Here is a 25,885-nt window from a genome sequence, read left to right as displayed (position 1 = left end):
AAAAGGGGTCGATTTATTTAACAACAACTAAACCTACCTCATAACTAAGTCAGTCCCCTTTTCGCTTTTGTTTTCACATCAAACATACGACTATATATCGGCGCCATCCGCCTGTTTTTTCACTACTCAATTCTCTAGTAAAAAAGGAGGACGAGTAAGAAACGAGACGGCTCTATTTATTGGAGCCGGCATTTAACCTCACAGACAACCCCCATCCCCACAAACAAAATTACTTATTAAGCTTAGCAATACAACCCTTATACAACTCYGCGTATTTTTTATCATACTTCAACTCAACAGGCTCATCCAAATCTGCCGATGCATTAAATAGCGCCTCATCTTGAACATAATACTTAACCCACCCAACAATACCTTCACCAGAAGTTTTATAGAACAACTGAGCCAGTATGCGCTCACCATTATCATCATCAATCAACAGATTAATTTTTTCTTTCTTTGTATAACGAAATGGAAAGTCACTACTCCTAACCATCTCGGTCAGGTAGCCATAGCAGCCTTCACCCTCAGAACGAGCATCAACACCGTCTTGACCATCTGCGAAAGCCAATCCTGTAATTAAAAAAAGCGCTGCCCCAATGCATGCTTTGAAGGCAATACTAGGAACAAAATTTAAAATCTTCATTTACTCTCCTTTCTCCAGCGCCTCTACAAACCTAGCGCGAATTGCTTGAATATGAGTTTTATACGCATTTTGCGCACCTATTTCTTTAGAGTGCCAGCGTGCCCAGTTACCGTCATACTTGTTGATGTATGCAGCCTTATACTCCATGCCAGCCAACACCGAAGGCAATACTATGAAAACTTTTTTCTTATCTGTAACCTGTTGGTTGCCGCCTTGGCCGCTCATCCCCTTGTTCTCGAATGCCGACCAAGTACCAACCGGTGCATATTCTGGATTTGCTTCGAAGATTGCACCATCCCAACCATAGTAAGGAGGGCCGCCAAAAGCCTCCATCCCACCGGTTCCACAATTTGCATATTGACCCGACTCAAAATGGGCCGTCTCGTCGCGATACATCCGCTCGATAATGATCGCCATTTCTTTTCCATATTTTTCGTAAATCACTTTAATCGCTGCTTTACCGTCTGCCACAGTAAATAACCCGGTATGGGCTGCACCACCCTTCGGCTTAAGATTACTAATAAATTCTATAGGATGGAAATGATAAACTTTATTGGTGAATGCAACCTGCATCGAACCAGCCATTTCATCCCAGAATACAAGCTTATCTATTCGCTCCTGCTCATGTCTGAGTAGCTCCGGTGAGTCCTCCAGTAGAGTTTTTAACTTTTCCCACTTTGCCTCAGAAGACTTTGCCTGCCACTCGGTAGGATGATTAGCAATCAACTTTGACCAACTACTACGTATTTCCGGATCACGCAGAGCCGCTTGAAGCTCAGCCGGAGTTACGTCATTGTCTTTAGTACCCTTGGCATCGATTTCTGCATACAGCTCCTGAAAGAATACCGGCATATCCCCTGGATCCAAGAACCCATCGGCGTTAGGATTGGATTCTTTTACTACTCTGAAACCCAGCTTTTCCCAATCATGCTGACAAATCAGCTCTCCCTTTTCTTTATTAACAAACCCAGTTTGAGGTTTACCGTCATTTCGGACAGTAACTTTTACCCATTCCTTTCCTGCAGCATCCTTTACAATACTAACTCGATCCATCGAAGCATAAGTTTTTGCCTTCATAGCAGGCTCCTGCTCGGTGAATACAGGAGCTTCATCAGTCCCAGTTTTGGCGGCCAGCATCTGCCCTTCGTTCAAAACCAGGTATTTCTTCCCATCAACCAACGCCGCTGGATTTTTCAAGTAACTTTCTAGTTCTGTATCCGCACTAAAAACCTCGACATGAACCTGATATTTGCTGTGAACTCCACCTTTTGCATTAGCAGGCACCTCATAGAGTCCCATATATCCTACTGGCTCGCCTGCCTTGATTGCTGAATTAGTAATAACCACGCTATCAAAAACGGTCGGTGTGATTTTTTTCCTTGTTATTAGTCGTTTCGGACCGACGTCATCCACGCAGCACCAGAATTTTTCTGGCAATACACCGGCCCCTTTGAGGCCGGTTCCTTCTGAGGGAATAAATGAACACTCCGCCATTGGGTATTTTTTTCCATCTTCAAGGAACAACCACTGAACCTTCCCACTATCAAACCGTATCATACTCCCAGTACAAAGCACTTGCTCCGGTGCAACCTGCGCCCCGCCATTTTCACCGACCGGGGCACTTCTTACTTTGAGTCCTTGTAATGAACTGACACTTGCATCGACCATCCCTTTCCAATAGCCGGGCGTTAGTCGCTCAGGAGGAAGAACTGCTTTTAATCGCTCCTTGCCCTTGCTATTTCTTATTGGCTTGCCATCTTCTTGAGTAGCGAACCAAACAACATCCCCTTTTTTTAGCTCGGCAATTTTACCTTTAAGTATCCGTCCTTGGGCGAATGTATACTTACCATCAAGGGTAGGTTGCTCCTTCAGAATTTCGAACTCAACGCCATTATGTATATCACCTACAGTACTACTTTCAGCTTGATCTTTATGATGATTACGTGCAGGCCACCCACCATTTACGACTTTAACAATCCTACTAGTTTTTTCTTCTTCCGCACTATAAAGCTCATAGGGCAAAATATGCATATAAAGACTAAAAAAACTTAATTTATTGCTTTTTACTGCTTCCGACTTCTCATTGGCAGGAGACTCATACTCGTGGCGCACTAGGCAAAATGATGTCGAATACTTTAAATTCGCACAGCTTGTCGCCCCTGCGTACTCTGAAGACAGATAGTTTTTATTCAATCTATAAGCCACAACCACACCATCACCGATACAGCGTACAGGCTCATCACGAACGCACTGAGGTGCGCTGGCATTAGTGATATGAATCCCTCCGTGCCAGAACTGATTACTTCCAAGCAAGTAGTGCCCCGATGTTTCAGCTTCGAGAGCTTTGTATAGTTCATCAGCATCTTCAAACTGACTCCCGCCATGTTTTCTGATGGGATACTGAAAATTCATAATAGAAGCTTTGCTGGTCGACGGTTGGGCCGTCTTTTGAGCAGGTGCAGGCGCTGCTGCACCGGTCCTAAACTCTTCTTTAGCCCTTAGAAACTTTGTAACGACGGGCCAATAGTGGCTTGGAGGCTTAGGACCAAACAAAGCCTTTGCAGGGCCAGTGCTTGTTTGCGCACCAAATATATGTCCGCTGTTAGTGCCAGGATTGAAATCTTCAACAATTCCTGTGTGAAATAGCGGGCTACCGCCTTTATGGGAAATCTCATTAATCCAAAGAGCAATATCTCCGCGTTTCACATCTTTCGGCAAAACAGTCGTGTAATAGTTGGAATTCTCCATCTCACGCGTCTCTTCATACGGAATGTTGTAGCCGGCACCTGTCAGCAACAAATTAACCATATGCGAACAATCAATCAGTTTTTTTCCGGTTACGTTCGTTTTGACGCCGTCCCCGCCCATCTTGTATACGTAGTCGCCGCCGGTGTACTTGTTCGTTAAATCAAGTGGCTCTGTCATTTCTGCATCCTGCAAATTAGTAGCAATGGCTGCTGGCTTGATTAGCTTCAGCCGCTTGCGTTTTCAATCGATTCAAATTGTTCAGGGCAGTGTCGTTACCCTTGTCGGCGGCCAGGCGATAGCACGCCAGTGCCTTGGATAAATCCTTGGTCACCAACTCCCCTGTTTCAAAGGAGTAACCCAAATAATTCATAGCGTCAGCCGAGCCCATCGATGCCGCGCGGATAAGCTCCTTTTCAGCTTGTTCGGGATGCTGGCAAGGGCCTTCAGCCGCGGTGTTATTCCCGTAGCAATAAAACGTGGATAGAGAGGCGGCACCATCGGCGAGAGTGGTCGCCGCCGCTTTAAAAAGCGCCTCAACCTTCTCCGTCTCCAACTGCGAAGCCATCCCCGAAAGACTCAAACTCGCAGCATTCAGACTGGCCTGAGGATCACCCGAGGCGGCCGCACATAGATAATTTTCCAGCGAAGCTTCGAATAACTCACCTGTCAGCCGGTATTGCTCTAGCCCCCCCAGCCCTCCGTAGGCTTCCGCACGCTGAAAACATAAATTCTCGGCGGTGCTCATGCTCGGCTTGCTCGCCACCACCAGATCTTTCTCACTGATCGACCAGTCTTCAACACCCTCAAGCACCCAGCACGCCTGGCGCGAAAAGTTGAAGATCTTGATGTTGCTGTTACCCGCCCGCTTATCCACAACATTGAAGTGACTGTCGTCGATCGCTTCGACTTCGACACCTTTTGTCTTGTCTGTGGCTACGGGCGCCATTAGCGGAAACGCCAAATTGGAACTGTTGACTCCCCTCGTTTGCGGCTCAAAAACCCCATGTTCTCCCACCGGTTTCAAAACCAGCGACTTCACCGTCATCGCAGTCAACCGCTGCTGGGTTTCAGCATTCGCAGAGAACGCCGGAAGGAATTGGGCAAAATCCTCAGACGGACATTCGTCCGCATAAACGCTGCTATGAAACAGGCTCAGCAGCGACACGGTGAAAACCGCTACAGCGAAGCCATTGCTCTTCTTCAACACACCATTCATGTCGATCACTCAGAAAACACAAAAAAAACCTTCGGTTTAACCTTCTCAGGCGGAGCATTCCTCAACGCCTGATCCATCAAACTCCCCGCCTTATCCTTATCCGCAGCCCCCGGCAACACCGGTGGCTTAATCCCAATCCCCGTCCCACTCCCCGCCGATCCACCGGCATTAATCTTCACCACCGGCCCAACCACGGTAACCCCACCCGCATCGAGCTTGATGAAGCTTCCGCCCGCTTTTACCGTCAGTTCCATCCCTGCTTCGATGACGATTTTGTCCCCAGCCTTGAGGTGTATTTCCTTCCCGGCACTAGTCAGCTGCGCAGTCCCCAGCTTGATGTGCTGGTTCTGCCCAACCGTCAGGTGATCATCCATCCGCGCTTCTGTCTTGCGATCAGCAATCGTGGTCCGATGCTCCTCAGCCTTCAGCTCGGTATAGGTGTTCTTCACCACCGTGTCGTGGCGTTCATTCCCCACCCGAATCTTCTGGTCGTGCTCGATGTTTTCATCCCAATCCCGCTGGGCATGAATAAAAATCTGCTCCGCCCCTTTCTTGTCTTCAATCCGCAGTTCGTTGTACCCGCCGCCACCCGGTGAGCTGAGGGTTTTGAATACGGTGCGGGTTTTGTTCGCCGGCAGTTCGTACGGAACCTGGTTTTCCTTGTGGTACAGGCAACCGGTCACCAGCGGTTGGTCCGGATCGCCTTCGAGGAAGGTGACGAGCACTTCCATGCCGATGCGCGGGATGGCGATGGCGCCGTAGCGGTCGCCGGCCCAGCTCGAAGAGACGCGCAGCCAGCAGCTGGTTTTGTCGTCGGCCAGGCCTTCGCGGTCCCAGTGGAATTGCACTTTGATGCGGCCGTATGGGTCGCAGTGGATTTCTTCGCCTTTGGGGCCGGTGACCATGGCGGTCTGGCTGCCGAGGACGCGGGGTTTTGGGTGTTCCAGGGCCGGGCGGTAGAACACGTTCCACGGGGTGGCGAGGAAGCGGTTGCGGTAGCCCTGGTGGAAGTCGTCTTTGTTGTCGGTGGTGTCGCTGGTCACCGCCTCTTCGAGCACTTGCGGTTGTTTGCCTTCGTGGACGATTTCGGTGAGTAGCCAGAGGTCGTTCCACTCGGTGCGTGGGTGGTCGGACATTTCCAGGAAGTGGCCACTGACGAGGGTGGTCTGGTCGCCACGGCCTTCGGCTTGTTGATAGTCGGCGCGGTGGCGCTCCAGGGCGCGTTGGCTGAGGAATTTGCCGCGGGCGCGGTCGAGGAAGCGGCCGGGGTAGTCGTAGTCTTCCAGGTCCGGTTCGGTGCTTTCACCGTCGGGCTTGTACGCTGCTTCGAGTCGCAGGTTGGGCTTTTCGAAGTCGTAGTCGCGGCGGGTGACGCGGCCGGTGCGGGTTTCCAGGCGCAGTTTGAAGCCTTTGATCACTGGCTCGTCAGCGACCATGCCGCTGCCTTGCACGTAGGCGGTGGGCTGGCCGAGTTTGGGGAACACGGTCTGGTCGTCGCCGAACACCAGCAGGTGGGCTTTTTCGCTGTGCTGGAAGTGGTAGTGAATGCCTTCTTCTTCGCACAGGCGCTGGACGAAGTGCAGGTCGGTTTCGTCGTATTGCACACAGTAGTCGCGGTCCGGGCACGGGGTGCTCAGCTGGAAGCGGTAGGCGTTGCCCTTGATGCCGTGTTCTTCGAGGATCAGGGCGATGATTTTCGGCGCCGACATCTGCTGGTAGATGCGCTGGTTGGTGCGGTGATGCAGGTATTGCAGGTGTGGCACCAGGGAGACTTTGTAGCGGGTCAGGCGCTTGCCGGCATCGCCTTGGGCGACGCGGTAGATCTGGCCGTGGATGCCGGAACCCTTTGGATCGAAGGCCAAAAAGGCCTGTTTGTGCAGGAGCTTTTCCAGGTCCAGGTCGGGGTTTTCGCTGACCAGTTCCAGGTCGAAGCGATACGGCTGGCTGATGCCTTCGGTGCCGGTGAACGACAGCACTTGCAGGTTGCCGACGTAGTCTTCGACGGTGAGGCTGAAGTGCGTTTCGTTAGCTGAGTTGAACATTGCTTGCTCCCTGTTCGGTAGTCATCCGTTACGCCCGCAGTCGCAGGCGTTGCAGCAAAGACGAAGTGGCGCCCAGGGCGTCACGCAATTGGGCGGCGGTGATGGTGCGCTTGGCCGCATCGAAAGCCAGCGCCGTTCGCAGGGCTGGCCAGCAGTGTTTGGGTAGGTTTCGAGGTGCATGCAGCTCGCGGTCGAGGCGCCCGTCGCGGGCTTCGGTCGACGGCAAGCGACGGAACGGGTGTTTGCCGCCCGCCAGTTCGTAGAGCACGCAGGCCACGCCGTATACGTCTGCGCTGGCCGAGAGTGGCTGGCCTTCGAGCAGTTCGGGGGCGGCGTAGCCGGGGGTCCAGGCGTTGAAGCGGTCGCGGCTCAGGTGTGGCAGGCCGGGCAAGATGCCCTCTTCGGCCTGGCCGAGGCCGAAGTCGAACAGGCGCACGCCCTCTTCGCTGAGCATCACGTTGCTCGGTTTCATGTCGCCGTGCAGCACGCCGCGAGCGTGGGTGTAGGCCAGTGCGTCGAGCAGCGGCAGCGCAATGTCGCGCAGCTCGAACCACGGCAGGCCCAGGGGCCGCTCGCAGAGTAATTTGTCCAGGGTCAGCCCACGCATGAGTTCCATGGTGATGAAGGCCCGCTGGCAGTCGGTGTCCACTTCGAAGGTGTGCAAACGCAGCACGTTGTCGTGGCGCAGTCGTCGGGTCAGGGTGAACTCGCTGTAGAGCAAGGCACTGGCGTCCGGCGATTCGGCAAATTCTTCGCTGAGGATTTTCAGCGCAATGTAAGGGTCGGGATCGCCGAACTGTTCGCGCAGCAGATCCCGTGCACGGTAAACCGCGCCCATGCCACCGGCACCGAGCAGGCGCTCGATGCGGTAACGCCCCGCGAGCACGTCGGGCAGCTCGCCGATGCTGGCCCGGGTCGGCGCCAGCGCGGGTTCGGCCTGATGCGGCTTTCCGTTTAGCGGCTTTCCGTTTAGCGACGTGGCGAAAGCGAAGTAAGTCAGGTTATTGGCTTCTTCCTCGGTCACCAGCAGGTCGTCTATCGGTGGCATGAATTCAGTCATTGGCGGATCACCACGGCAGTCAGGTTATCCCGGGCCGAGCCACGCAGAGCGCCGTCGAACAGACGCTCCAGCGCAACGTGCGGCGCGGTCAGGCTCAGGGCGTTGCCCAGGGCATCACTAGTCAGCCCTTGATACAAACCGTCGCTGCACAACAGAAACGCATCGCCGGGATAGACTTCGAGTTCCAACACATCCAGCGTCAGTTGCTCGGCAGCGCCGACCGCGCGGGTCAACGCATGAGCGGCAGGATGCGCGCGAGCGTTTTCGACGCTCATGTTCTGTTCGTCGATCAGTTGCTGTTGCAGCGAATGGTCCTTGGACAGTTGATACAAACGCTGGCCGCGCCACAGGTAGCAGCGGCTGTCGCCGGCCCAGATGCAGGCCGCGCGATTGCCTTCCACCAGCAGCGCCACCACGGTGCTGCCCATGATGCTGTCGTGACGCCCTGCGGTGACGGTCAACTCCTGACCCAAGCGGCGGTTGAGCCAGTGCAGGCACTGGCGAACACCTTTGAGTCGTTCGTCGAAGTCGTCCTGCACCGGCAATTCCGCCAGGCTGGCGACGATCAACTGGCTGGCGATGTCGCCACCCTGATGACCGCCCATGCCGTCCGCGACCACCCACAGCCCCTGCTGTGGACAGTCGAGAAAAGCATCTTCGTTGCGCGCCCGAACCTTGCCCGGATCGGTACGCGCAGCGCTGCGCCAGGGGCTGGCAACCAGCATCAGAGCTGCACCGGCATACGGAAGGTGCGCAGCACGCCCATGTCGAACGGGTTCGGCGTGCGTTGGCTCGACAGCAAGTAGTTGGCGCGCAGGCCGCCCACGTCAGCCTTGAGCACCAACACGTCGCGACCGGTCAGGTACTCGGTCTGCATCAGGTCGAACAGACGGAACAGCGACCATGGGCCGGTGTTCTTTTCGATGCCGATCGGGCGGCCAGCCATTTTGTCGAGGACCAGGCTGGTGCGACCGTCTTCGGCGTCGGTCGGCCATTTGAACGACACCGGCACGATCGGGCCGTGGCGGTATTCAATGGTCTTGTCGCCAAACTTGAACTCGGAACGGCTGACCGCCGGGTCGAGGGTGTACGGCTCCAGTTTGAACTGCACTTGCGGCTCGGCCGGGTTGATGGCGAAGAAGCTCTGGCGGATCACTTGTGCCGCGGCCATCTGGTCGAGGTAGACCTTGGAGATCGGCATGCTGTGACCGTCGATGCTGCGCAGGCGGTAGTTGCCTGGATCGCCACTGACGAATGGACGCATGTAGGTATCAAAGAACCGATCGGCGATGCCCTGGGCCTTGAAGAACTCGCGGAAGTCGCTGATCGCAACGTCGCTGGTGCTGTGGGCGCTGAACGGGTAACGCTTGTTGATCGCCTTGCCGTAGAAGCTGTACAGCTCGCTCTGATAACGCTGGTTCAGGTACTGGTAGGAATCGTTGAGCACCAGACGCCAGGTGTCTTCGGCCAGCACGTTGAACCACACGCTCACCGGACGCGGCAGACGGTTCGACGCATTGCGCAGGTTGCTCAGCGCATCGCGCTGGCCGCTCATGCGGGTCTTGGCCATTTCGAACGCAGCCTGCTCTGGCGAACTGGCGCGGGCCAGGCTGGCCATTTGCATTTGCAGGTCGTTGAGTGCTTGCAGGGCCGGAGTCAAATCAGCGGCCGGGCCGTTGTTGTCATCCAGCAAGCGGTGCAATGGTTCGAAGCGACGTTGCAGGGATTTCTTCGCGGTGTCCGGCAGGTTTTTGGTCGCGGCCATGTCAGACGCCGCGTCCGCTGCGGCCGACGCCAGTTTGCCCAACTTGCCGAGCTTGCCCTTCTGCTCGCCCAGTTTTGCAGCGGCATCGGCGGCTTCATCAACCGGTTCGGCTTCCGCCGGGAAACGGGTGTTCTCGCGCACTTCCACCAGCAGTTGCAGCACCGGGGAATTGGCCGACGTCAGGCCCGCCAGTTGCTCGGCACCCTCACTGAAATCGCTGATTGCGGGCAGTGCCACCTGGCCGACCGCCTCGCTCCAGAAGTTGGCGTAGTCGCGGAAGTACAGTTGCTCCAGTTCGACCATCAGGCGACGCAAGTCCATGCCGCTGATGCCCGAGCCTTCGCCCAGCACCCAGTTGTCGCGCAGGATATCGGTAACCAGAGCAGCACCCTGGACCGAGAAGTACTGCTGATAGCCCTGTTGGGTGTAGAACCCCGGAATCACGTAATCGGTGCCGACAAACAACGAACCCTGCGGGCCGATGTGTTGGCTCAGGCGGTATTCCGGCAGATTACGGGCCTGCTCGCGCAGCATCCGGTAAACCACGTTGGCCAGCGACTCGCTGCGCAGAACCTGACGCGCCTGCGCCACCAGTTGTTCGTTGAGCGGGTAGATAAACGGCTGCTTGAGCAAACGCTCGAAGTGGGTGTTCAAACCGTTCTGCACGGCAGTGTTGCCGGCATAGCGCAGGGACCAGTCAGTGGCGACCCAATCCTTGAGCCATGCCGCATCGCGGCGATCTTTCATGTTCAGCATCAAGTACGCGCGCAGGCTGTTGAGCAGGCGTTCGCGGTCCTTCATGTTGGCGCGGATCTGCCCTTCCAGCAGCGTCGCGACCCGTGGCAGCAGTTGCGCTTCGAGTTCACGCTCATAGGCGCTCTTGACCACCGGATTGGCATCTTCGCCTTGGTACAGGCCGCCGCGCTCGTGGTACGACACGTCGCCTTTGTTCGGGAAGACTTGCGTCGCCGCGTAGCTGGTGTCGAGGGTCTTGAGCACCGCCATCGAATCATCGCGCGCGGTCAGGGCCGAGCGTTGCTGGTTCCAGGTTTGTGCCAGGGAACGCAGGTTTTCCAGACGCTCATAGTTGGCCGAGAAGCCGCCCGCCCAGAGCATGCCGAACAGCGCCAATGCCGCCAGTGCGCCCACGTACAGGGCACGTTGACCCCAGTGGATGCGGCTGCGCTCGCGCTTGTCCAGACCGGCCAGATCGGCCTCGGGGAAGATCACCCGGCTGAGCAAATGGTGAATGAACCGCGAACGGCCGCTGCGCAGGGTTGGCAGCATGCCGGCGCTCATGCCCAGGTTGGCGCCGATACTGGCGGTGGTCTGGTCCATCTGTTGAGTCAGGTGCGGTGCGCTGGTCAGGTAGAAACCGCGCAACTGGCTGACACGCTGGTAGCGGTTGCCGGTGAACGCCAGGTCGACGAACAGGCACAGGCGCTCGCCGATCTGCCCCAGTTGATGCGGGAAGTCGAGGATGCGGCCACGGCGCTGAGTGTCGCGCTCCTGGTGCATGCGCATGATCACCTGGCTGTTGAGACGACGCAGCAGCTCTTCGAACTCGGCGCGCAGCACGGCCACATCGGTGCCGCTCTGCTCTTTGCGGAAGCTGGTGCCGAGGACCTGATCGCTTTCTTCGCGGGTCAGTTGATCGAAGAACTCGTCGAAGCCGAGCAGGCGATCAGCCTTGCTCAACACCAGATAAATCGGCACATCGACGTGCAGTTTCTGATGCACGTCTTGCAGGCGCGCACGCACCTGGCGGGCCAGGGTTTCGAGGTCTTGCTCGCTGCCACCCAGCAGGGTTTCCACCGGAATGGTCACCAGCACGCCGTTCAACGGACGGTTGCGGCGACGCTTGCGAAGCAGGTCGAGCAAGGTGCTCCAGGCGCTGCCATCGACTTCGGCATCCGGCTGGGTCAGGTAACGCCCGGCGGTGTCGATCAGCACGCCGTGGTCGGCGAAGTACCAGTCGCAATGCCGTGTGCCGAGGGTGTCGCGGGTGAGTTTGCGGTCGATCTTGTTGATCGGAAACTCAAGGCCCGAGAAGTCCAGCAGGCTGGTCTTGCCGCTGCCCTGCGGGCCGATCAGCAAGTACCACGGCAAATCACTGCGCCAGCGTTCACTGCGGCCGCGATACAGGCTCGAGGTCTTCAGGGTTTTCAGGGCGTCCTTGAAACGCACCTTCAACTCTTTCTCTTCTTCGTCGATCAGCTCTTCACGGCGAATGCGGTCCTGGCCGTCTTCGGTGGCTTCCACAGCCTTTTTGCGCACACCGGCGCGCCAGCTGACGAAGACCATGGTCAGGCCCCAGATCAGGAACAGCACACTGATGGTCAGCAAACGGGAGGTCGAACCTTCCCAGAACTTGTAGTCATTGACCGCCAACAGCGGGCCGACGAACCACACCAGCAGCGCGACGAACAGCACCAGCAGCAGGGTCCAGACCCAGGTCTGGCGCAGGAATGCGCCGACTTTCTTGAAAAACTTTTTCATCACACGTCCCTGTTTACGGCTTCGACTGCGGCTGAGCCGTGGCCGGATCAAGCTGCTGATAAGGTTGCAGAACGGTTTCGCGTTGTTCGCCCAGCACCCAGGCGAAGCCCGAATACATCACCACCAGGCACACCACGGTGAACAGCACCACCATCCACGCCGGCACGATGCGCACCAGGCTGCGGCGCTGATCGTTCAAGCCTTCCCAATGCGGCGACAACTCGCGAGGCACGTCGCCGCGCAGTTGGCGAATCTGCCGATACAGGGCGTCGCGGATGCCTTCGAGCTCGAGCATGCCGCGGGCTTGCACCCGGTACTTGCCTTCGAAGCCGAGGGACAGGCACAGGTACATCAGCTCCAGCATCGGCAGGTGCTTGACCGGGTTTTTCGACAGGCGATCCAGCAGTTGGAAGAACTTCTCGCCACCGAAGGTTTCGTTGTGGAAGCTGCTGAGCAGGCTCATCTGCGACCACTCGCTTTCGTTGCCCCACGGCGTGGTGACGACGGCTTCGTCGACCACGGTGCAGAGCACGTAACGGGCGGCCATCACCTGGCTGCTTTCGGCACCGTTGTGCAGCGCCCGCACTTCAAACAGCTTCAGCCCGGCGGTCAGCCGCTCGTTGAGCGCGTACAGGTCTTCGCGGGTGTCGCTGTGTTTGAGCCGCACCACTTCCGACAGCAGTTCGGATGCCGCCGCCACCAGTGAATTGAGGCTGATGTTGAACGCTTCGGCCGGGCGCAGACGCGCGGCGTAGATCATCCGTTCTTCCAACTGTTCAAAACGCGGCGGTGCCGCGAAGTCAGTCAGCGGACTCGAGGCCGGGCCGTGGCCCTGGCGGTCGAGCAGGACGGTTTTGTCGTCCTGGGTGTGTTCCATGTCCTTGATCATGTCGGTCAGTTCCTGATGGCCCAGAATTTCAGTTCAAGCTCGGCGAATTCGCCGGACACGTGGAACGCGAAGCCGCCGGAGCGTTCGAGTTGCGCCAGGTCTTCGGAACTGAGTTCGAGGATGAAATAGGTTTTGTTGGAGTGGAACGCGATCTGCCGTGGGGCCACCGGCAGCGGTTTGACCTTGATACCCGGCAGGTGCAGGTTGACCAGTTGGCGGATGCGCTCCACCGGGCCGACCTTGAGGTGCGCCGGCAAGCGATGGCGCAGTTCTTCGGAGTCGCAGTTGGCACTGGCCGCGAGCACGAACGAGGCCGAGCCCAGCAGTTTGTGGTCGTGCAACGGCGACACGATGATCCCGTACTGACGCGCTTGCAGCACCAGTTCGATGGCGTGCTGCTCGAGCACCATCGACAGCACCTGACGAATCGCCTCCATCAGTTTGCGGAAGCTCGCGCCCTGGTCGCTGTGCTGGTAACGGCTGTCCAGACGCGGGCGTTTGCTGTCACTGGAAAACGTCGCCAGATCACCGAGCATGGTCAGCAGCGTGCGGTACAACTCCTCCGGGTGAACCTGTTCCAGGCCGAGGTAATGGCGCAGCAACAATTCAGTGCGGTTGATCAGTTGCAGCATCATGAAGTCGCCGACTTCCGCGCCACCGACCTTGCCGTTGGAGCGGATCCGGTCGGCGATGGTGTCGCCCCGGTGGCCGAGCATGCTGATTACTTCTTTGAGGCACGACAGCAGGTAGCTGGACGAGTGCGCCTGAATGTAGGTCGGCACGAAGTCCGGATCGAGGCTGATCACGCCGTCGGGCGTGGTGTCGAGCACTTCGCAGATCTTCAGTTTCACGTAGGCCTGATCGCTCTGCTGCTCGCCGAGCAATAGCTTGAAGTCCGGACGGGCGCAACTGACCTGGCTGGCGGAGTCGTCACCGGCGTTGGAGTCGGCCACTTCCGCTTCGTACGCGGTGTAGCGCGCCAGCACGTCGGATTGCTCCGGGCGACGGGCCTCGATGTGGTTACCCGTCACCAACGGCAGCGCCAGGTAGATCGGCGTGTTGCCGGTGTTCGGCGGCACGTCCAGGGCCAACGGCTCGGTGTTGCCGCCCAGTTCGAACAGGCTGCCATCCGGCAGAATCCCCGAGGCCTGGCTGATCACCAGTTTGCCCATGTTGAGGAACTGCAAGTCGATTTCCAGGTTGAGGAAGCCCCAGGTGTAGCTGCCCAGCAACTGGGTACGGGTCTTCATCTGGTGGTCGTAGTAACGATCGTTGTGCTGGAAGTGCTGCGGACGCAGCAGCATGCCTTCCTGCCAAATGACTTTATGGGCATTCATGTTCAGTCATCCGCCTTGGCGAGCGTTTCATGGGTGTTGCGGATGCCGGCCTGATCGAGGGTCAGGTCAGCCGCGGTGACTTGCACCGGAGTGATTTGCACGGTGTAGCGCCACTTGGTTTCCGGCAGGTCGCGGTAGGCGGCGAGCACGCCAACGTAACGGCTGCCCTCCTCCACACTGAGCTTGAGCTCGACGGTTTCACCCGGGCGCAGCTCCAGCTCTTCGCTGGCCACCAGGTCCGGGGCCAGGGATTCCTTGGCGCGTTCGTAGAGGCTGAAGAAATCAGCGTTCTCGAAGGCCACCGGGTGCTTGAGCTCGAACAGGCGCACGACGATCGGCGATGGACGACCGTTGAGGTCCGGGTTCAATTGATCGCTGGCGGTCAGCTTCAAGTTGAGTTTGGTCACGGTGGAATACGGCGACAGCGACGAGCAACCGGCCAGCAGCACCAAAGCAGCGAACGCAGTCAGCATCTTGAAAAAAGCGGTGGAACAGCGAGACATGCGCATCATCCTTGGTGGTCGGTGTGAAGGGTGGAAATCAGGCGGATCTGTTCTTCGTAGGCCTGGGCGAAGTCGCGGGCCAGCAGGCGCTCGCTCCAGTCATCGTCCTGACGCAGGGCCTGGTGATAACGCCCATAAGCTCTCCAGCGACTGCCGGAGGTGGCGAGCAACGGCTTGTTGTCGCGCTCGAAACGCAGGGTCAGCTGTTGCGGCGAGAAGTGCTCCAGGGTGCCGCGAACGGCGGCGCGGCTGGCGGTCAGCAAGGCCACCTGATGCGCCTGCAAATCGCGGAACGCACGGGAGATCGCTTGCTCGGCCGGCAATTGGCCCGGCTTGTTGCCCTGCAACAGAATGCCCAGCGCTTCACCGGCATCGACGGCGAATTTCAACGGGTTCTTTTGGCTGCCTTGTACGGTGGTCTGGGCCAGGCGCAGTTCGTTTTTCAGCTCGCTGCGGGTGCGCAGGCTCTGCTGCAAACCGCCGACGCTCTGCTTGAGCAGGCGTGCGGCGTTCAGGGCCAGGGCTTCGCGGGCGTCGTGGTCGAGGCCTTTGAGGTCCACGCCCAACGCCGCACCGAAGTGCTCCCAGAAACCTTCGCTCTGACGCTCCACCGCTTTCGGCGGCGGGGCTGGCGCTGGTTCTGCCGGGGCGGCGATCAGCTCCGGCACCATCAGGCTTTCCATGTCGATGCGCGCGTAGTCGGCGCGCTGACGGGTGTCCTCGATCACCGTGCTCGGGGAAATCAGCTCCTCGATCTCCGAATACACGCGCTCTTGCTGGTCGAGGGCATTGAGCGGGTCGAGGTCGAGGAACGCATCGTCCGGAATGATGCTGCCTGCCGCTTGCGGGCGGCCGACTTCCACGTCGAATGTGGCCGGGTCGCGCACCAGCCGCGCACGGATCTCGAAGTCGCCCAGCACGTACACGCTGCCGTGCTCGATGCGCATCGGCTCGCCCTTGCGCAGGCGTGCGCCGCTTTCGCTGTCCTGAATACCGTTGCTGCTGGTATCGGTCAGGAAAAACGTGCCCTCGCGGTAGCTGATCACCGCGTGGTGGTTGGACAGGTGACGCTTGCGGTCGGGGATGATCCAGTCGCAGTCCTCGCCCCGGCCGATCACGCCACCGGCCTGTTTGAAGGTCTTCTGGCACAAATCCGTGGGCACGAACTGCTTGGTGTTCAGCATTTCGAAAACCAGTTCCATGATGATGCTCCTTGCGGTCACTTGCCGCGATTGACCGCCTGCGGATCACCCAATGGGCGATAGGTGTTGTCGTTGTATTTGTAATTGCCGCTACAGCCGCCGAGGCCGCATAGAACGACGAGGGTCAGCAGGACGGCTTGCCAGTGACGAACAGGCATCAGAGGGTCTCCAGGGGTAGACAAAGCACAAAGCGCCGACCCTTTCGGGCGGCGCTGTTAGAAGCAAATGAGGCGGATCCGACGGTCTTTTGCCTACCCATCGAAGTCACCCAAATTGATATTCAGCCGCCCGAGGCGATACAGCAGCGTGCGCCGTGGCAGCCCGAGTTCGCGGGCGGCGAGGGTCTGGTTGCCGTCGTTTTTGCGCAGGCAGTCGAGCAGCAGACTGCGCTCGACCTGCTCCAGGCGTTCGCGCAGGTTCAAGCCGCTGCTGTCCTCCGGCATGGCTTCCATGCGCAGGGAGAAATGCTCGGCCAGCAACTCGCCGCCCTCGCACAGCAGCACTGCGCGCTCGACCAAACCCTTGAGTTCGCGAACGTTGCCGGGGAAGGCGTAACCGGACAGGTGATCCAGCGCCGCGTCGGACCAACGCACCGCATCGCGCTGCAAGAACGAGCAGGCCTTGTCGGCGAAGTGCCGTGCCAGATCGAGAATGTCGCCTTCGCGCTGACGCAACGCCGGCAGCTCGATCGGGAATTGCGCGAGGCGGTAGTACAAGTCCTCGCGGAACTTGCCTTCGCTGACCAGCACCGACAAATCCCGGTGCGTCGCGGCAATGATCCGCACGTCGATTTTGTGGGTGTCGTTGGAACCCAGCGGGCGGATCTCGCCTTCCTGCAATACCCGCAGCAATTTGGCTTGCAGGGACAGCGGCATGTCGCCGATTTCATCGAGCAACAAGGTGCCGCCGTTGGCCGCGTCGAACAGCCCGGCACGGTCGCGGTCGGCACCGGTGAAGGCGCCTTTGCGGTAGCCGAACAGCTCGCTTTCCAGCAGGTTCTCGGGGAACGCCGCGCAGTTCTGCACGATGAACGCCTGGGACCGGCGCGGGCCACAATCGTGAATCGCCCGCGCAACCACTTCCTTGCCGGTGCCGGTCTCGCCGCGCAACAGCACGGTGTATGGGCTGTGCAGCACTTTGCTGATCAGCGAGTAGGTCTGGCGCATGGCCGCGCTCTTGCCGATCAGGCCATAACCGCTGGCACTTGGGACGTGGATCGGCACCGGGCGCGTATCGACGGTCGGCTGACGCAAACGCTGCAACAAGTGCAGTTGACCGAGCACGAACGAGCCCAGTTGACCGAGGGAATCGGCAAAGCCTTGCAGGTCGATTTCCCGGCGACTGGCGCACAGCAGTAAACCTTCAACAGCCTTCTGCTGATTGACCAGCGGCACGCACAGCAGCGACTGCCAGGGCGTGGCCTGGGGCGGCAGGAAACTGGTTTCGTGCAGGCTGCCGCTCAGCTCGCTGAGGCACACCACGCGGTTCTGGCACAGGGCGAATTGCAGCAGTTGTTCACCGTTGTAATCCGCCGGCAGGCTGGCCCCTTCCCGGGGTTGCAGAACGCCGTTCAGGCACTCGGCGTTCATCCCCAGGCAGGTGTGGGTCGCGTCCAGCAGGTACAACTGCGTCAGCTCGCAACCGCTGAGTTCGGCCAGGCCGCGCACGAAGTCACCCAGCAGCGCAGCACCGTCCGCCGCCCGCGACAGGCTGGCAAACTGCGCCAGCAAGGCTTCGGCATAGACCAGCGGTTGCGGCACTTGAGTGAACATCACACCCACCTCAGGCGAACTCGCACGTCACGCTGGCATTGCCGTCGAGCGTCGCATGCACGCGCTTGAGGCTTTCACCGGTGGCCATTGCATCGAGCAAACGGTCGGCCACCAGCGGCAGCACATGCAGGTCGAGCAAGTGGTCGATCAGGCGTGCGCCGCTGTCGCTTTGAGTGCAGCGTTCGGCCAGGTGATCGACGAGGTCCTGGGAGTAAGTGAAATCCAGCTGACGACGGTTCAGGCGCTCGCCCAGACGACCGAGTTTGATTTCGATCAGCTCGCGCAGCACCGGGCCGCCCACCGGGTAGTAAGGCACCACGCGCATGCGCGCCAGCAACGCCGGTTTGAAGTGTTTGCTGAGCACCGGGCGAATGGTTTCTTCGAGGACTTCGGCGGTCGGCCGCGCGCCGTTTTCGCAGAGCTCGCTGATGCGGTCGCTGCCCAGGTTCGAGGTCATCAGGATCAGCGTGTTGCGGAAATCGATCTCGCGCCCTTCCCCGTCGTTGGCCACGCCTTTGTCGAAGATTTGGTAGAACAGGTTGAGCACGTCCGGGTCGGCTTTTTCGACTTCATCGAGCAGCACCACCGAGTACGGTTTCTGCCGCACGGCTTCGGTGAGCATGCCGCCCTCGCCGTAACCGACGTAGCCCGGCGGCGCACCGATCAGGCGCGACACGGTGTGCTTCTCCTGGAACTCGGACATGTTGATGGTGGTGATGAAACGATCACCGCCGTACAACAAATCGGCGAGGGCCAGTGCGGTTTCGGTCTTGCCGACGCCGCTCGGACCGACCAGCAGGAACACGCCGACCGGGGCATCCGGCTTGTTCAGGCCAGCGGCGGTGGCGCGCATCGAACGGTCCAGCGCATGAACCGCTTGCTCCTGACCACGAATACGCGTGCGCAGGTCGGTGGCGAAGCTTGCGACCTTGGCGTTGTGTTCGCGGGCCAGTTGCGCCAATGGAACACCGGTCCAGGCACTGATCACTTCGGCCACCAGACGCGGGCAGACTTCGAAGCTCACCAGGCGTTCTTTGACCTGAAGCTCGGTCAGCGCTTTGTGAGTTTCGTTGAGTGCGACTTCCAGGGTTTCAACGCTTTGCGCTTCGTCCACCGGCAGCGTTTCGATCACGGTGCCTTCGGCGTCCTCTTCAACCGTGATGGTCGGTTCGACAGCGGCGGACTCGCGGGCCTTGGCCAGTTGCTGACGCAGCTCCAGCAGACGCTCGGCCAGCTCTTTCTGCTCGGTCCACAGCGTTTCCAGAGCGACCCTTTCGTCTTCGGCGTCGGCCAAGCGATCTTCCAGAGCATCCAGCGCTTCGTGATCGATCAGCAAACCAGCTTCGGCATCACGACGCAGGGCCTGACGCTGACGGCCACCTTCGGCCAGCTCGCCACGCAGGCGCTCCAGGCTTTCCGGGGCTGCGGCGAGGCTGATGCGTACGCGGGCGCAGGCAGTGTCGAGCACGTCGACGGCCTTGTCCGGCAGCTGACGACCCGCCAGGTAACGGGCGGACAATTCGGCCGCCGCCACAACGGCGTCATCGCGCAGGTAGATGCCGTGGCTCTTCTCGTAGACCTGAGCCAGGCCACGCAGGATGGTCACCGCTTCGCTGACGGTCGGTTCGTGCAGTTGCACCGGCTGGAAACGACGAGCCAGCGCCGGGTCTTTCTCGAAGTATTTTTTGTACTCCGCCCAGGTGGTGGCGGCGATGGTGCGCAACTCGCCACGGGCCAGGGCCGGTTTCAACAGGTTGGCCGCATCAGAACCGCCGGCGTTGCCACCCGCGCCGATCAGGGTGTGGGCTTCGTCGATGAACAGGATGATCGGTTTCGGCGAGGCTTTGACTTCGTCGATCACACCTTTGAGGCGACGTTCGAATTCGCCTTTGACGCTGGCACCGGCCTGCAACAGGCCCATGTCCAATGACAGCAGCTCGACGCCTTTCAAGACTTGCGGCACTTCACCGGCGGCGATGCGCGAGGCCAGGCCTTCGACGATCGCGGTTTTACCGACGCCGGCTTCACCGACCACAATCGGGTTGTTCTTGCGGCGACGAGCGAGGATGTCGACCATCTGGCGGATCGCGCCATCGCGGCACAGCACCGGGTCGAGTTTGCCGTCGCGGGCCTGTTGGGTCAGGTTGTGGGTAAAGCGCTCCAACAACGATTCACCAGGCACCGCCGGTTTGCCGGTGGCCGGCTGTTCTTTCTGCGACAGGGCGAATTCTTTCAGGCGCTCGATGTTCAGCTTGGCCAGCAACGACTGATAACGGCTGCCGGCGTAGCGCATCGGGTTGCGCAGCAGCGCGAGGATCAACGCGGCTTGCTCGACCTGGCTCTGGCCCAGTTCGAGGTTGGCCACCAGCAAGGCATCCTGCAGCCACTGCACCAGTTCCGGGGCGAACACCGGGTTGCGCGAGGCGCTGTGCTCGACCCGCGATTGCAGCGCGGCGCTCAGCTCGCCGGCGTCCACTTCGGCATCCTGCAACGCCCGTGCGAGCAGGCCTTGCGGACGCTCCAGCAGGCCCAGCAGCAAGTCTTCGACGAGGATCTTGCTGCCGCCACGGGCGACGCAGCGCTCGGCAGAACTTTCCAGGTCACGACGGGTTTCGGCGTCCAGCGCCTGGATAAGTTGTTGCAGGTCTACGTTGATCATGTGTCATCTGTCCTTAATGAATTTTGCTGCCCAGGGTCACCACGCCGTCCGCTTTTTCGCGGCCGAGCCAACTGGTCCACCCCAGGCGACAGGCGTYCTGCTCACCGATGCGCAGTTCGCGGATTTCTTCCTGGCGCAGCACCAGGCGAATGTCGTAATCGAGCGGGTCACGCAGGGTGAACCGCACCAGCGCGCACAGCGGCTGGTAGCCGAAACCGATCGGCAGAAATTCGTGAAAGCGTTGCCAGTCGAGCTCGCGGATGTGAATGCGGAATTTGCCGCTGCGGTCGCGTACGTGTTCACCCAGCACCAGGTCTTCGCCGAGCATGCTGTTGCCGCGACCGAGGCGATTGCGTTGCTCGTCGAGGATTTCGACGCGGCGCTCGATGCACTGCTCGATAGTCAGTTCGGCGTGCTTGAAGTAGTAACGCAGCACCGCTTCGATCAACGCCGCCGAGTGCGCCCGCAAGCTGAGCAGGCCGAGGTACGGCAGCAGGCGTTTCCAGTTCAGTTCCTGAGCCTTGCGGATCTCTTCGCCACCAAGGCCGATCAGGGCAAACAGTTGCGCCGAAAACGGATCGAGCGCGCCACTCTGGAAACTGGCGCGGTAGCGGTATTTGCGCCAGATCGGCAGCATCAGCCGTTGCAGGCGATGGTGAAACAGGTCGAGGAAGTTACGGGTCGGGTTGCCGTCTTCGCTGTCGCCCAGGGCCTGTTCACCGTAAAACGCAGGCAGCGGCGAACCGGAACCGACCAGGCCGATCAGGTTGAAACGCAGACGCGCACGCATCTGCCCGTGCTCTTTGAAAAACTCCACGCGATCGACGTCACTGCCAGGGAAACCCAGGCTCGGGTTGGCCTGGAATTCCAGCTGGTCGTACAGGTCGTCTTCGCTCAGGTGCGGGTGTGCATCGCGCAGCCGGTCGATCACCAGCAGCACGGCCTGAAACAGCGAGTACTCGCGTATTACCCGGGTCAGCCCGCTTAAAGCAGGGGCTGCAGGCCCATACGTGGTGTCCATTGGTACACCTCTCCCTGTGTGCTTTTTACCCGCAGCTCGTGGTACGAATTGAGACTGGCGTAAAGCGCGAAAAACTCGTTAAGAACCGAAGCGAACACGAACAGGTCGCCCTCGCCGATATACCCTTCCGGGTCGATAGTCAGCTCGGTGCGCAACCCGCGAACCGGCAACCCTCGGTGCAATCTGTCGACATGCTGGTGCTTGATCGACTTGAGCCCGCCCAGCAGGCGTTTGCTGACTTTTTCCGCGTGTTGGTCGTAGTAGCGCGGCAGGTCGTAGGTTTCGAGAATCACCTTCAACGCATTGACGTCGGCCAGCGACAGATAGTTGAGCGACATGTTGCTGATCAGCTTCCAGAGGAAGTCGCGGTTCAGCGGCGGCGCGAAACTCGAGGTAGCCGGGGTGATATTGCGGAAACTCAAAAACTCCGGCGTCTCTTCGCAGGCCATGCGGATGTCGCCGAGCTTGAGCTTGCGCGGCAGGTTCTGGTTGGTGCACATCAGCTCGATCGACAGGGTTTCGTGGGCTTCGGTGTGGCGGATGCCGAAGCTCAGGTAGGTGTCGAGGCCGTCGTGCAACAACGACGAACGCTGGCGGATGCTGTAATGCGGACGGCTGTTGGGCACGTCGAAACTCGGGTCGTGCTCGAAGGATTCGAATGGCACGTACTCTTGATAACCGAGGCCGCCGGGCTTCCAGCCAGTCACGGTTTCCACCGAAAACACACCGCAGTTTTCCAGGTCGTATTCCGCCGGCAGCAGCAGGTATTCGTCCTGCTTGCCGTCGAGGCGAATCGGCAGTGCATCGTGCTCGAACAGGTTGACGATCGGCGTGCAATAGAGCTTCACGTTGTCCAGGGTCGGACGCATCCGCATGATGCCGCTCTTGCGAATATCGAAGCGCAATTCCAGGCCGCGCATCTGCTTGAGCGTGTCTTCCGGCAGTGCCTTGAGCAGGTCCAGACCGTTGATATCAACGAACAGGAATTTGTCCTGGAAGGCGAAATATTCCTGCAGGTAGCGATAGCCACGGAAGGTGTTCAGCGGATACGGGATCAACGCTTCTTCTTCGGCAAAACCCACCGGCTGCACGCGGTCGCCGGGCATCTTGAACGCCATCGGCTGACCGCTCACACCGTTGATGGCCTTGCCGGCAGCGTCCAGCGGGATCAGCTCGATACCTTCGAGGTTGCGCAACAGGCTCAGGTACAGCATCTGGCTGATGTAGCGCTCACCGGCGAAGTGCAAGCGCAGACGACTCAGCTCCAGCTCGCCGAGGTGACCATCCGCGCTCATCTCCAGGCGCAGGCTCAACAGCGAACCGTCACCCTTCACCGAGTAAGTCAGCGCGGCCAGATCCAGCGGCAAGACTTCGGTCGGGTAGCAGGTGCGGAAACGGCAGCGCACCTCATCGACCGGCACACTCTCCACCGGCGTATCACGCTCGACCCTCAACGCTGGCCCGGAACGTTTCAACGGGTCGAACTGCAAAATGCTGAACGCCGGCAGCGGTCGCATGTAGTTCGGCCACAGCAGCTGCATCAGCGAGTGGCTGAGCTCCGGCAGCTCGTCGTCGAGCTTCTGGCGCAGGCGCCCGGTCAGAAAGGCAAAGCCCTCCAGCAACCGCTCCACATCCGGATCCCGCCCGGCCTGACCGAGAAAAGGCGCCAACGCCGGGCTACGCTCGGCGAAACGACGACCTAACTGGCGAAGTGCGGTGAGTTCGCTTTGGTAGTAGTGGTTAAAGGACACGAGGTACCTTCCTGGTAGTGGATCTCATCAAAAAAATATCCTGTAGAGCACGACCGTCACGCCGGCACAGAAATAACCGACGATCAGGAGGTACGGCACGATCAGGATCCAGCCGTAGGCCATGTAAGAGTCACTGAGCTGCCCGGCGACCAGACTGAACAAGCCATAAAGCATCCATGGCACGGCGTAGAACGGAATGAACTTCAACGGCGCCAACCAGACCATCCGCAACGCTTGTTGCTCGTTTCGGCTCTTGGCGGATCGAGAAGTCCACAGCGAAAACATCAACAACCCGGGGATGCCCCACCACAACAGGTACACCCAATGGGTCTCGGATGAATCGAACGTGGAGTACTCGCCAATCCACAGGCCATAGGAAAAAATCGCCAGCACCGCCAGCAATGGCCACCACAAGGCAGCCATGAAGAAACCAAGCTGCGCGCGGCTAAGCGTGGGCATCTCGTCCGCTGCGTCGATCATTGGCAAGCCCCTATCCTCAGCTTGGCGACCCGGTAACACCGTTGTCTGGCAAGAGCGAAATTTCACTGGCTCTGCCCTCCCTTGCTCGCAGTGATCGGCACGTACGAGTCGATGAAGAGGTACTCGCTGTCGGCCCCGCTTACACGATTCATCGTGAGCGGCTTGCCGTCGGGAATGCTGAAACGAGTCCAGCCTTCTGTCACCAGACTGCCGCCCTCCGCGCGCACCTGGACGAAATAGTCCGGCGGCGTGGATTGGCTGATCTCGATGAAGTAGCCACCGTCCTGCGCGCCGCGCCATACCGCATCGGGATGCTCGGGCAATACCGGCTTCGCGTTGCCCCGGCTCGAGCCGATCCAGAACGTCGCGACCACGATGATGGACAATGCACCGATCAGGCTCAGCAGGTGATTGAGCCATTTCCATACGCGAATCCATGGCGTCATTGCGCGCACCATGTTCGGGTTTTGCGCATGCGAGTTCTTCTGGCGATCAGGCGCATTCCGGCACCCACCAGTATTCATAACCATGCGTGCCGGGATAGAGCACTGTCGAGCCGCTGAACTCAGGGGGAACACCGAAAATTTCAGTCACCCGAAAATTCCATTCGGACGATTCGAGCAGCGCGCCTTCCGTGGTGTACACCCGAAAAAAGTACTCACTACTGAACAACCCGAACACTTGTCCGATCAATTCAAGCTTGTGATAGTCGGGCGCGTATGTGACGAGATAGCACTCACCCGAATCGTTCGAGTGTCGAGTCACGGCCTCTGCCGTTACACCACCGAAAATCTTCATCCCAAGCAAAACGGTACATATGCACACACCGATCAGCGCCGTGATCAGCAGCAGACGCGGTGTTGCCTGGCGGTCGTGAGTCGCCAGCGGCTGCACTTGCGCAAGCCTGCGCCAGCGGCTGTAGGCATTGTCGATGGCGTTGCTCAGCAGGATGGCGCCAACCGTCAAGCCACCCGTGAGTGCGCAGTACGCCAAACCCCGGATGGGATACTGCGGCAGCAGGTAAAACAAAATCGCCAGCATCATGAAAATCACCAGGCCAAACTGGATGGCCTGGCGCTGGATGAAGACCAGAATCAAATTCAGGGAAACGAAAAAGTAGAAAATCAGGTACATCGCCATGCCGATGGCGACACCGCGCGAGGTCAGCCCACCGACCAGTTGTTTGTAGGCGGGCACGGCATAGCCATTCATGACGATATAAACCACGCAGGCCAGCGCATGCACGGCCAGACCGAAGACCCGACGGCTATTCATATACAACTCCGGCCATGGCTTTATCAGCGCTCAGAATCTGGCTTTGCTGAAGGTAAATAACTCCTTCGCCGGCGAAGAACATCACACTGTCGGCAGTCAACGGCTGGCTATTTTCATCTCCGAACTTCAGCCAACCCTGATCCCACAATGACCCATCATCATTGCGGATCTCCACGAAATAATAGGGTGGTTCTGATTTGCTGATTTCTACGAACTGGCCACCATCGGCACCACCGCGCCACTTCGCATTCGGGTACTCGCTCAGCACATGAGGCTGTGCTTTAGAGAAATCCATGTAGCAAACAATCACCCCGAGCGCCACGCAGGCGAGCGCACCCATCGCCATGAGGAAGCGCTGTAGCCAAATCATTTTGAGGCGACCCGAGCTGGTCATGCGACCACCTCCTGCGCAGGACTCGCAGGCAACGCCTGCCGCATCAGCGCGCGTTTTTCCCAACGCAGCTCAATGACCTGCGTGACTAGAATCGCCAACAACGTGACGCCACCTTGGGCCACGGTGTAGAAGAGCGCACGCAACGGGTTGTCGGGCACCATCATGAACAAAATCCAGGCAACCATCAGCGCGAGCAAACCGAGTTTGGCCCATAGGTTCGGGAAAACTGCGACCAGTGCGTTCACCCCGAAAAAAATATAAATGAACATGTAATGAGCAATGCCGATTCCCACGCCACGCGTTGTGAACCCGCCGTTGAACGCTTTATAGGCAACGACGACTGCATCGTTCAGGAACGCGTAAGCAACGCATCCAGCAGCGTGGAAAGCGAGGCACATGGCAAAGCGGACGTAGATGTTCATGCTGGACTCAAATTCGCATAGTAGGAACCGGTGAGCTCCATCACGACGACGGTCATTAACACTACGAACGTCAGTGCACGATGGAGCAGCGACTCTCGGAATCCACGACGAAGCCCGGTCAGAATCAGCACAAGACACAGCAATGCCAGAACGCCAAACAAATTGCTGTCGGCAACAACCGCCAAGTAGCCTTCCATTTCACCTATC

22 protein-coding genes are annotated in these 25,885 nt (G+C 58.9%); all 22 read right to left on the bottom strand.

The window, feature by feature from the left end:
* Positions 1–229: 229 nt before the first annotated feature.
* Positions 230–643: a hypothetical protein gene (locus AC1D2Q_RS04250; RefSeq protein WP_477812354.1), complete on the bottom strand. Its 414-nt coding sequence runs from the start codon at positions 641–643 to the stop codon at positions 230–232.
* Positions 644–3,568, bottom strand: a complete 2,925-nt coding sequence (locus AC1D2Q_RS04245) for a hypothetical protein (protein WP_086945188.1) — start codon at positions 3,566–3,568, stop codon at positions 644–646.
* Positions 3,569–3,584: 16 nt separating this feature from the next.
* Positions 3,585–4,607, bottom strand: coding sequence for a tetratricopeptide repeat protein (locus tag AC1D2Q_RS04240; protein WP_477812353.1), 1,023 nt, complete (start codon positions 4,605–4,607; stop codon positions 3,585–3,587).
* Positions 4,608–4,612: 5 nt separating this feature from the next.
* Complete coding sequence (locus AC1D2Q_RS04235) at positions 4,613–6,649, bottom strand: type VI secretion system Vgr family protein (protein ID WP_477812352.1); 2,037 nt, start codon at positions 6,647–6,649, stop codon at positions 4,613–4,615.
* A gap of 28 nt (positions 6,650–6,677) precedes the next feature.
* A complete protein-coding gene (locus tag AC1D2Q_RS04230) occupies positions 6,678–7,709 on the bottom strand; it encodes a serine/threonine-protein kinase (protein WP_477812351.1) in 1,032 nt (343 codons plus the stop codon).
* Entirely contained in the window at positions 7,706–8,434 is a 729-nt protein-coding gene (locus AC1D2Q_RS04225) for a PP2C family protein-serine/threonine phosphatase (protein ID WP_477812350.1), read from the bottom strand. The genes AC1D2Q_RS04230 and AC1D2Q_RS04225 overlap by 4 nt, the downstream gene beginning before the upstream one ends.
* On the bottom strand, positions 8,434–11,973 hold the full coding sequence (gene tssM / locus AC1D2Q_RS04220; protein WP_477812349.1) for a type VI secretion system membrane subunit TssM: 3,540 nt from the start codon (positions 11,971–11,973) through the stop codon (positions 8,434–8,436). Before tssM ends, AC1D2Q_RS04225 begins: the two co-directional genes overlap by 1 nt.
* 13 nt (positions 11,974–11,986) lie before the next feature.
* Positions 11,987–12,862: a type IVB secretion system protein IcmH/DotU gene (gene icmH / locus AC1D2Q_RS04215; protein ID WP_018927447.1), complete on the bottom strand. Its 876-nt coding sequence runs from the start codon at positions 12,860–12,862 to the stop codon at positions 11,987–11,989.
* A 5-nt stretch (positions 12,863–12,867) separates the two neighbouring features.
* On the bottom strand, positions 12,868–14,199 hold the full coding sequence (tssK, locus tag AC1D2Q_RS04210; RefSeq protein WP_018927446.1) for a type VI secretion system baseplate subunit TssK: 1,332 nt from the start codon (positions 14,197–14,199) through the stop codon (positions 12,868–12,870).
* Between the two features lie 2 nt (positions 14,200–14,201).
* Entirely contained in the window at positions 14,202–14,702 is a 501-nt protein-coding gene (gene tssJ, locus AC1D2Q_RS04205) for a type VI secretion system lipoprotein TssJ (protein WP_018927445.1), read from the bottom strand.
* A gap of 5 nt (positions 14,703–14,707) precedes the next feature.
* Positions 14,708–15,904 (bottom strand): type VI secretion system-associated FHA domain protein TagH, encoded by a 1,197-nt coding sequence (gene tagH / locus AC1D2Q_RS04200; RefSeq protein WP_019580444.1) that lies wholly within the window; start codon positions 15,902–15,904, stop codon positions 14,708–14,710.
* A gap of 17 nt (positions 15,905–15,921) precedes the next feature.
* The gene (locus tag AC1D2Q_RS04195; protein ID WP_007894589.1) at positions 15,922–16,062 is read right to left on the bottom strand and encodes a hypothetical protein; all 141 of its coding nucleotides are present in this window, start codon (positions 16,060–16,062) and stop codon (positions 15,922–15,924) included.
* A gap of 93 nt (positions 16,063–16,155) precedes the next feature.
* On the bottom strand, positions 16,156–17,676 hold the full coding sequence (locus AC1D2Q_RS04190) for a sigma-54 interaction domain-containing protein (RefSeq protein ID WP_477812348.1): 1,521 nt from the start codon (positions 17,674–17,676) through the stop codon (positions 16,156–16,158).
* A 10-nt stretch (positions 17,677–17,686) separates the two neighbouring features.
* Entirely contained in the window at positions 17,687–20,335 is a 2,649-nt protein-coding gene (gene tssH, locus AC1D2Q_RS04185; protein ID WP_477812347.1) for a type VI secretion system ATPase TssH, read from the bottom strand.
* Positions 20,336–20,348: 13 nt separating this feature from the next.
* Positions 20,349–21,356, bottom strand: a complete 1,008-nt coding sequence (gene tssG, locus AC1D2Q_RS04180; protein WP_477812346.1) for a type VI secretion system baseplate subunit TssG — start codon at positions 21,354–21,356, stop codon at positions 20,349–20,351.
* The gene (gene tssF / locus AC1D2Q_RS04175; protein ID WP_477812345.1) at positions 21,320–23,107 is read right to left on the bottom strand and encodes a type VI secretion system baseplate subunit TssF; all 1,788 of its coding nucleotides are present in this window, start codon (positions 23,105–23,107) and stop codon (positions 21,320–21,322) included. Before tssF ends, tssG begins: the two co-directional genes overlap by 37 nt.
* A 27-nt stretch (positions 23,108–23,134) precedes the next feature.
* On the bottom strand, positions 23,135–23,587 hold the full coding sequence (locus tag AC1D2Q_RS04170; RefSeq protein ID WP_305424496.1) for a hypothetical protein: 453 nt from the start codon (positions 23,585–23,587) through the stop codon (positions 23,135–23,137).
* A 62-nt stretch (positions 23,588–23,649) separates the two neighbouring features.
* Positions 23,650–24,033, bottom strand: a complete 384-nt coding sequence (locus tag AC1D2Q_RS04165; RefSeq protein ID WP_305424495.1) for a hypothetical protein — start codon at positions 24,031–24,033, stop codon at positions 23,650–23,652.
* A 46-nt stretch (positions 24,034–24,079) separates the two neighbouring features.
* The gene (locus AC1D2Q_RS04160) at positions 24,080–24,862 is read right to left on the bottom strand and encodes a hypothetical protein (protein ID WP_477812344.1); all 783 of its coding nucleotides are present in this window, start codon (positions 24,860–24,862) and stop codon (positions 24,080–24,082) included.
* The gene (locus AC1D2Q_RS04155) at positions 24,855–25,256 is read right to left on the bottom strand and encodes a hypothetical protein (RefSeq protein WP_305424492.1); all 402 of its coding nucleotides are present in this window, start codon (positions 25,254–25,256) and stop codon (positions 24,855–24,857) included. Before AC1D2Q_RS04155 ends, AC1D2Q_RS04160 begins: the two co-directional genes overlap by 8 nt.
* The gene (locus tag AC1D2Q_RS04150) at positions 25,253–25,678 is read right to left on the bottom strand and encodes a hypothetical protein (RefSeq protein WP_305424491.1); all 426 of its coding nucleotides are present in this window, start codon (positions 25,676–25,678) and stop codon (positions 25,253–25,255) included. Before AC1D2Q_RS04150 ends, AC1D2Q_RS04155 begins: the two co-directional genes overlap by 4 nt.
* Positions 25,675–25,875 carry a hypothetical protein gene (locus tag AC1D2Q_RS04145; RefSeq protein WP_305424490.1) on the bottom strand — a complete coding sequence of 67 codons (201 nt, stop codon included), beginning with the start codon at positions 25,873–25,875 and terminating at the stop codon, positions 25,675–25,677. The genes AC1D2Q_RS04150 and AC1D2Q_RS04145 overlap by 4 nt, the downstream gene beginning before the upstream one ends.
* Positions 25,876–25,885: the final 10 nt, after the last annotated feature.

The sequence above is a fragment of the Pseudomonas sp. P1_A1 genome, from assembly GCF_056406935.1.
Note: the sequence above shows the minus strand (reverse complement) of the source record. Positions and strands in the feature narration are given on the sequence as shown.

Coding starts and splice junctions, on each gene's coding strand:
- tagH (WP_019580444.1), bottom strand. CDS start 15,904: ATGGAACTGGTTTTCGAAATGCTGAACACCAAGCAGTTCGTGCCCACG.
- AC1D2Q_RS04240 (WP_477812353.1), bottom strand. CDS start 4,607: ATGAATGGTGTGTTGAAGAAGAGCAATGGCTTCGCTGTAGCGGTTTTC.
- AC1D2Q_RS04145 (WP_305424490.1), bottom strand. CDS start 25,875: ATGGAAGGCTACTTGGCGGTTGTTGCCGACAGCAATTTGTTTGGCGTT.
- AC1D2Q_RS04190 (WP_477812348.1), bottom strand. CDS start 17,676: ATGTTCACTCAAGTGCCGCAACCGCTGGTCTATGCCGAAGCCTTGCTG.
- AC1D2Q_RS04160 (WP_477812344.1), bottom strand. CDS start 24,862: ATGAATAGCCGTCGGGTCTTCGGTCTGGCCGTGCATGCGCTGGCCTGC.
- AC1D2Q_RS04150 (WP_305424491.1), bottom strand. CDS start 25,678: ATGAACATCTACGTCCGCTTTGCCATGTGCCTCGCTTTCCACGCTGCT.
- AC1D2Q_RS04245 (WP_086945188.1), bottom strand. CDS start 3,568: ATGACAGAGCCACTTGATTTAACGAACAAGTACACCGGCGGCGACTAC.
- AC1D2Q_RS04165 (WP_305424495.1), bottom strand. CDS start 24,033: ATGACGCCATGGATTCGCGTATGGAAATGGCTCAATCACCTGCTGAGC.
- tssM (WP_477812349.1), bottom strand. CDS start 11,973: ATGAAAAAGTTTTTCAAGAAAGTCGGCGCATTCCTGCGCCAGACCTGG.
- AC1D2Q_RS04230 (WP_477812351.1), bottom strand. CDS start 7,709: ATGACTGAATTCATGCCACCGATAGACGACCTGCTGGTGACCGAGGAA.
- AC1D2Q_RS04195 (WP_007894589.1), bottom strand. CDS start 16,062: ATGCCTGTTCGTCACTGGCAAGCCGTCCTGCTGACCCTCGTCGTTCTA.
- tssH (WP_477812347.1), bottom strand. CDS start 20,335: ATGATCAACGTAGACCTGCAACAACTTATCCAGGCGCTGGACGCCGAA.
- tssK (WP_018927446.1), bottom strand. CDS start 14,199: ATGAATGCCCATAAAGTCATTTGGCAGGAAGGCATGCTGCTGCGTCCG.
- AC1D2Q_RS04170 (WP_305424496.1), bottom strand. CDS start 23,587: ATGATCGACGCAGCGGACGAGATGCCCACGCTTAGCCGCGCGCAGCTT.
- tssJ (WP_018927445.1), bottom strand. CDS start 14,702: ATGTCTCGCTGTTCCACCGCTTTTTTCAAGATGCTGACTGCGTTCGCT.
- AC1D2Q_RS04155 (WP_305424492.1), bottom strand. CDS start 25,256: ATGACCAGCTCGGGTCGCCTCAAAATGATTTGGCTACAGCGCTTCCTC.
- icmH (WP_018927447.1), bottom strand. CDS start 12,862: ATGATCAAGGACATGGAACACACCCAGGACGACAAAACCGTCCTGCTC.
- AC1D2Q_RS04225 (WP_477812350.1), bottom strand. CDS start 8,434: ATGCTGGTTGCCAGCCCCTGGCGCAGCGCTGCGCGTACCGATCCGGGC.
- AC1D2Q_RS04235 (WP_477812352.1), bottom strand. CDS start 6,649: ATGTTCAACTCAGCTAACGAAACGCACTTCAGCCTCACCGTCGAAGAC.